The sequence below is a fragment of the Luteimonas endophytica genome (assembly GCF_029887875.1).
GTDB classification, from domain to species: domain Bacteria; phylum Pseudomonadota; class Gammaproteobacteria; order Xanthomonadales; family Xanthomonadaceae; genus Luteimonas; species Luteimonas endophytica.
In genome coordinates this window covers 1-4,878 of sequence record NZ_JARXRM010000006.1, presented here as the reverse complement: position 1 = coordinate 4,878, position 4,878 = coordinate 1, and the positions used below count along the sequence as shown (strand labels likewise).

5 protein-coding genes are annotated in these 4,878 nt (G+C 70.6%); all 5 read left to right on the top strand.

Going from position 1 to position 4,878, the window contains the following annotated elements; genetic code table 11:
• On the top strand, positions 1–849 hold an 849-nt coding region (locus QFW77_RS00210; RefSeq protein ID WP_280572119.1), incomplete at its 5' end, for a methyl-accepting chemotaxis protein.
• A 95-nt stretch (positions 850–944) separates the two neighbouring features.
• Positions 945–1,727 carry a flagellar brake protein gene (locus tag QFW77_RS00205; protein ID WP_280572118.1) on the top strand — a complete coding sequence of 261 codons (783 nt, stop codon included), beginning with the start codon at positions 945–947 and terminating at the stop codon, positions 1,725–1,727.
• Between the two features lie 112 nt (positions 1,728–1,839).
• Positions 1,840–2,328 carry a chemotaxis protein CheW gene (locus tag QFW77_RS00200; RefSeq protein ID WP_280572117.1) on the top strand — a complete coding sequence of 163 codons (489 nt, stop codon included), beginning with the start codon at positions 1,840–1,842 and terminating at the stop codon, positions 2,326–2,328.
• A gap of 109 nt (positions 2,329–2,437) precedes the next feature.
• Positions 2,438–2,827, top strand: a complete 390-nt coding sequence (locus QFW77_RS00195) for a hypothetical protein (RefSeq protein ID WP_425603235.1) — start codon at positions 2,438–2,440, stop codon at positions 2,825–2,827.
• A gap of 80 nt (positions 2,828–2,907) precedes the next feature.
• Positions 2,908–4,878: methyl-accepting chemotaxis protein (locus QFW77_RS00190; RefSeq protein ID WP_280572116.1), on the top strand; the 1,971-nt coding region annotated here is incomplete at its 3' end.

Genomic DNA, 4,878 nt, shown 5'->3' with positions numbered 1-4,878 from the left:
GGCAACTCCGACCTGTCGCGCCGCACCGAGCAGCAGGCGGCGAACCTGGAGGAGACCGCCGCCTCGATGGAGGAGCTGACCTCCACCGTCAAGCAGAACGCCGAGCACGCCCGCCAGGCCAACCAGCTGGCCAACGGCGCCGCCTCGGTCGCCTCGCAGGGTGGAGAGATCGTCGGCCAGGTGGTCACCACCATGCGCGACATCGAGCAGTCCTCGCGCCGCATCGCCGACATCATCTCGGTGATCGACGGCATCGCGTTCCAGACCAACATCCTGGCGCTGAACGCCGCGGTCGAGGCCGCGCGTGCCGGCGAACAGGGCCGCGGCTTCGCGGTGGTGGCCTCCGAGGTGCGCTCGCTGGCGCAGCGCTCGGCCGGTGCGGCCAAGGAGATCAAGGGCCTGATCGAGGACTCGGTGGGCAAGGTCGGCGACGGCTCGGCGCTGGTCGACCGGGCCGGTAAGACCATGGAGGAGGTCGTCGCCTCGGTGCAGCGGGTGGCCGGGATCATGGGCGAGATCTCGGCGGCCTCGCAGGAGCAGGCCTCGGGCATCGAACAGGTCGGACGCACCGTGACCCAGATGGACGAGACTACCCAGCAGAACGCCGCGCTGGTCGAGGAAGCCTCGGCCGCGGCGCGGGCGATGGAGGAACAGGCGGGCCAGCTCGCCGAGGCGATCGCGACGTTCCGCCTGGAGGAGCACGCTGCCGCCGCGCCGCGCCCGCGGCCGGCCACGGGCACGGCGAGCCGCCCCGGGCCAGGCCGCGCCCACCAGCCCCAGCCCGCCGCCGCCGTCCGGAAGACAACGCCCAGGGCGGCCGCGGCCGAACCGGACTGGGCCGAATTCTGAGTCGGATCCGGGCGCCGCCCCCGCTTCGACTCAAGAGCCGGGCGCGCCCGCCGATACGGAACCTGAATCGCCGTGCCGGCCAGCGGAAAACAAACATGCAAGGTTGCAGCGAGTCACCCTCCACCGGCGCCGATGCCGGTGTCGACCCAGACGAGCGCTTCGCGCTCAGCGACCCGCTGCGGGTCCGCCAGGTGCTGCAGTCGCTGATCGACGGACGTGCGCTGATCAGCGCCCACGTTCCGGGCAGGAGCCATGCCTTCCCGACCGCGATCATCGAGCTGGGCACCGAAGGCGACTGGCTGCTGCTCGACGGCAGCGCCCAGGGCGCCATCAACCGCAGTCTCCGCGAGGCCCCGCACCTCAGCTGCGCCGGCCAGATCGACCGGGTCGGGGTGCGTTTCCGTCTCTGCGGCCAGCGGCAGATCGAGGTCGACGGCAGGGTCGCGTTCCGCACCCCGCTACCGGACGCCGTGGTCTACCTGCAGCGCCGGGAACTGTTCAGGCTGGAAACGCCCGCCGCCGATCCGCCCTCCTGCCTGATCCGTTGCCGACAGGACGAGGGCGCCGTGCTCGAGGCCGAGTACCGGGTCAGCGACATCTCGGTGGGGGGCATCGCCATCACCGTGCTGGAAGAGGCGATCGAATTCGAGCTTCGCCAGCGCCATCGCGACTGCGAACTGCGCCTGCCGGGCATGGCGCCCACGGCGATCCAGGTCGAGGTCCGCAGCGTGTCGATGCAGACCCAGGCCAACGGGGCGGCGGTCCGGCGCATCGGGATGGCGTTCACCACCCTGCCCCGCGGCGCCGACGTGGCCATCCAGCGCTACATCCTGCAGGTCGAGCGCCAGCGCATCGCCCGGCGCAACGGGCTGCTCTGAGCGCACGCGAATCGCGTGGCGACAGCCCTAAAGTTGCGAAGGTCGCGGCCGATCAAGCAAGCACACCATCCATTCACCCATTGCGGCGGCCCGTTCCGGCCGAGGAGACACGATGAACGAGAACAAGAGCGGTACGCCCGATGCCTTCGCCGGAGAGTTCCTGAGCTTCACCCTCGGCGACGAGCACTACGGCGTGGACATCCTCAAGGTCCAGGAAATCCGCGGCTACGATTCGGTCACGCGGGTGCCGGACGCTCCCGACTACATCAAGGGCGTGATCAACCTGCGCGGAACCATCGTGCCGGTGATCGACCTGCGCCTCAAGCTGCACCTGGCCGAAGCCCGCTACGACAGCTTCACCGTGATGATCGTGCTCAACGTCGAGGAGCGCGTGGTCGGCATCGTCGTCGACGGGGTGTCCGACGTGATTCCGCTCTCCCACGACCAGGTCCGGCCGACGCCGGAGTTCGGGGCGGCGGTGGACACGCGCTTCATCTCCGGCATCGGCACCGTCGACGAGCGGATGCTGATCCTGCTCGACATCGAGACCCTGCTCGACAGCGCGGACCTCGTCGCCGAGGAGCTCGAGGCGGCCGCCTGACCCGCGGCGCCCGGCGCGCGCAACCGAGTGCCACAACCATCGAACGCCGAACCGGATGGACCCGCGGTGCGGGCCATCGCCAACCATCAACCCATGGAGAACCAACCCGATGAAGATCCCTGCGACCCTGCTGCTGGCCACCACCCTCGCGGTCGCCGCTTATGCCGCCCCGGCCGACCTCGCGGCCGAGGAAATGATCCCGGCCGAGCACGCCACCCGCTTCATCGGCAGGACCGGCATGGTCTGCGGCAAGGTGGAGAAGACCCGCTTCGCACAGAACTCCGAAGGCGAACCCACCTTCCTGTACATGGGCGGCGCGTTCCCGCGGCATACCTTTTCCGCCCGCATCCCGGGCAGCCAGCGCGACAGCTTCCGCCCCTCTCCCGAGGAACTCGAGGGGCGCGACGTCTGCGTGATCGGTGCGATCAAGCGCGACAGCAGCCGCGCCGAGATCAGCGTGACCTCGCCTTCCGACATCAAGCTGGCGACCATCAACTGAAACCGGTTCCCATGCTCTTCGCCGGCCCGCCGCGCGGGCCGGCGGCCGAGCGGGACAGCACGAAAAAGGACAGCACGCGCATGAACCGGATCAACAACCTTCGCCTGGCTCCCAGGCTGATGCTCGCCTTCGGCGTGCTGATCGCACTGATGCTGGGCCAGGGGATCGCCGCCTACTCGGGCATGAACTCGCTGCACGGCGAGACCACCCGCCTGGCCGGCCAGACCGTCCGCAGCGTGGCGACGGCGGCCGAGCTGCGCGCCCTGCTCGGCGAGTTCCGCAGCACCTCCTATCGCGGGCTGCTGCGGGCCAGCGAGGCGGTCAAGCAGGACGCGCGCACCCGCGCCGGCGCACTGGAAGCGGAGATCGCGCAGACCTCGGCCGCCTACGCGAAGCTCGGCAACGGCGCGGAGGCCGCCGAGGCGCTGGCGCAGTTCGACGCCGGCTGGGCGGCCGCGCTGGAGTCGTACCGGTCGGTCGAGGAAATGGTCGATCTGGACCTCCCGGAAGACGCCCTGGATACCTTCCTCGGCGAAACCTCCCAGCTCCACAACCAGGCCGCCGCGGCGGCGAACGCGCTGATCGCGATCAGCGACGCCCAGGCCGCCGCCGCCTCGAACGCGGCACAGGGGACCTATCGCGCGGCGATGTCCGTGATCCTGGTGATGCTGGCGGCCGGGATCGCCGGCGGCGTCGCGATCGCATGGCTGTTCGCCAGGGCGCTGGCCGGCTCGGTGCGCGGCGCGGTGGCGGTGGCCAACGACGTCGCCGCCGGCAATCTCGACAGCCGGATCGACAGCGACCGCGCCGACGAGATCGGCGACCTGCTCAAGGCCATGCAGCGGATGCAGCACGACCTGCGCGCGCGTACCGAGCGGGACCAGGCGGTCGCGAGCGAGAACCTGCGCATCCGCACCGCGCTGGAGGCCTCTTCGACGGGGTTGTTCATCACCGACCCGGAACTCAACATCGTCTACACCAACCCGGCGCTTCGCCGCATGCTGGACGGCTATGCCGACGACATCGTGAAGGCGCTGCCGGCGGTCGATCCATCGCAGCCGCTGGTGGGTCAGCCGGTCAGCGTGCTCGAGCATGGGGGCGTGCCCGATGCCGAGTTCATCGCGCGGCTCGAGCGCGACGGCAGCGCCGGCCGCGAGATGCGCTACGGACAGGCCAGCTTCGCCCAGGCCGTCTCGGTGATCCGCAACGAGGCCGGCGAAAGCGTAGGCACCGTGTGCGAGTGGCGCGACCGCACCGGCGAGGCGCGGGTGGAGCAGGAAGTGGCGCGGATCGTCGCGGCGGCCGCGGCGGGCGACATGTCGCAGCGGATCTCCACCGCCGACAAGTCGGGCTTCTTCCTGCAACTGGCCGGACAGCTCAACCAGCTCCTCGACGCCAACGCGGTCAGCCTGGAAGAGGTCTCTCGGCTGCTGGCCGGCCTGGCCGAGGGCGACCTGACGGTCCGCATGGAGGGGGAGTTCCACGGCGTGTTCGCGCGGATGCGCGACGATGCCAACGCCACCGTCGCCCAGCTCACCGGGATCATGTCGCGGATCAAGCGCGCCTCCGCCGCCATCAGCGGCGCGGCCAGCGAAATCAGCGCCGGCAACTCCGACCTGTCGCGCCGCACCGAGCAGCAGGCGGCGAACCTGGAGGAGACCGCCGCCTCGATGGAGGAGCTGACCTCCACCGTCAAGCAGAACGCCGAGCACGCCCGCCAGGCCAACCAGCTGGCCAACGGCGCCGCCTCGGTCGCCTCGCAGGGTGGAGAGATCGTCGGCCAGGTGGTCACCACCATGCGCGACATCGAGCAGTCCTCGCGCCGCATCGCCGACATCATCTCGGTGATCGACGGCATCGCGTTCCAGACCAACATCCTGGCGCTGAACGCCGCGGTCGAGGCCGCGCGTGCCGGCGAACAGGGCCGCGGCTTCGCGGTGGTGGCCTCCGAGGTGCGCTCGCTGGCGCAGCGCTCGGCCGGTGCGGCCAAGGAGATCAAGGGCCTGATCGAGGACTCGGTGGGCAAGGTCGGCGACGGCTCGGCGCTGGTC

Coding starts and splice junctions, on each gene's coding strand:
- QFW77_RS00200 (WP_280572117.1), top strand. CDS start 1,840: ATGAACGAGAACAAGAGCGGTACGCCCGATGCCTTCGCCGGAGAGTTC.
- QFW77_RS00205 (WP_280572118.1), top strand. CDS start 945: ATGCAAGGTTGCAGCGAGTCACCCTCCACCGGCGCCGATGCCGGTGTC.
- QFW77_RS00195 (WP_425603235.1), top strand. CDS start 2,438: ATGAAGATCCCTGCGACCCTGCTGCTGGCCACCACCCTCGCGGTCGCC.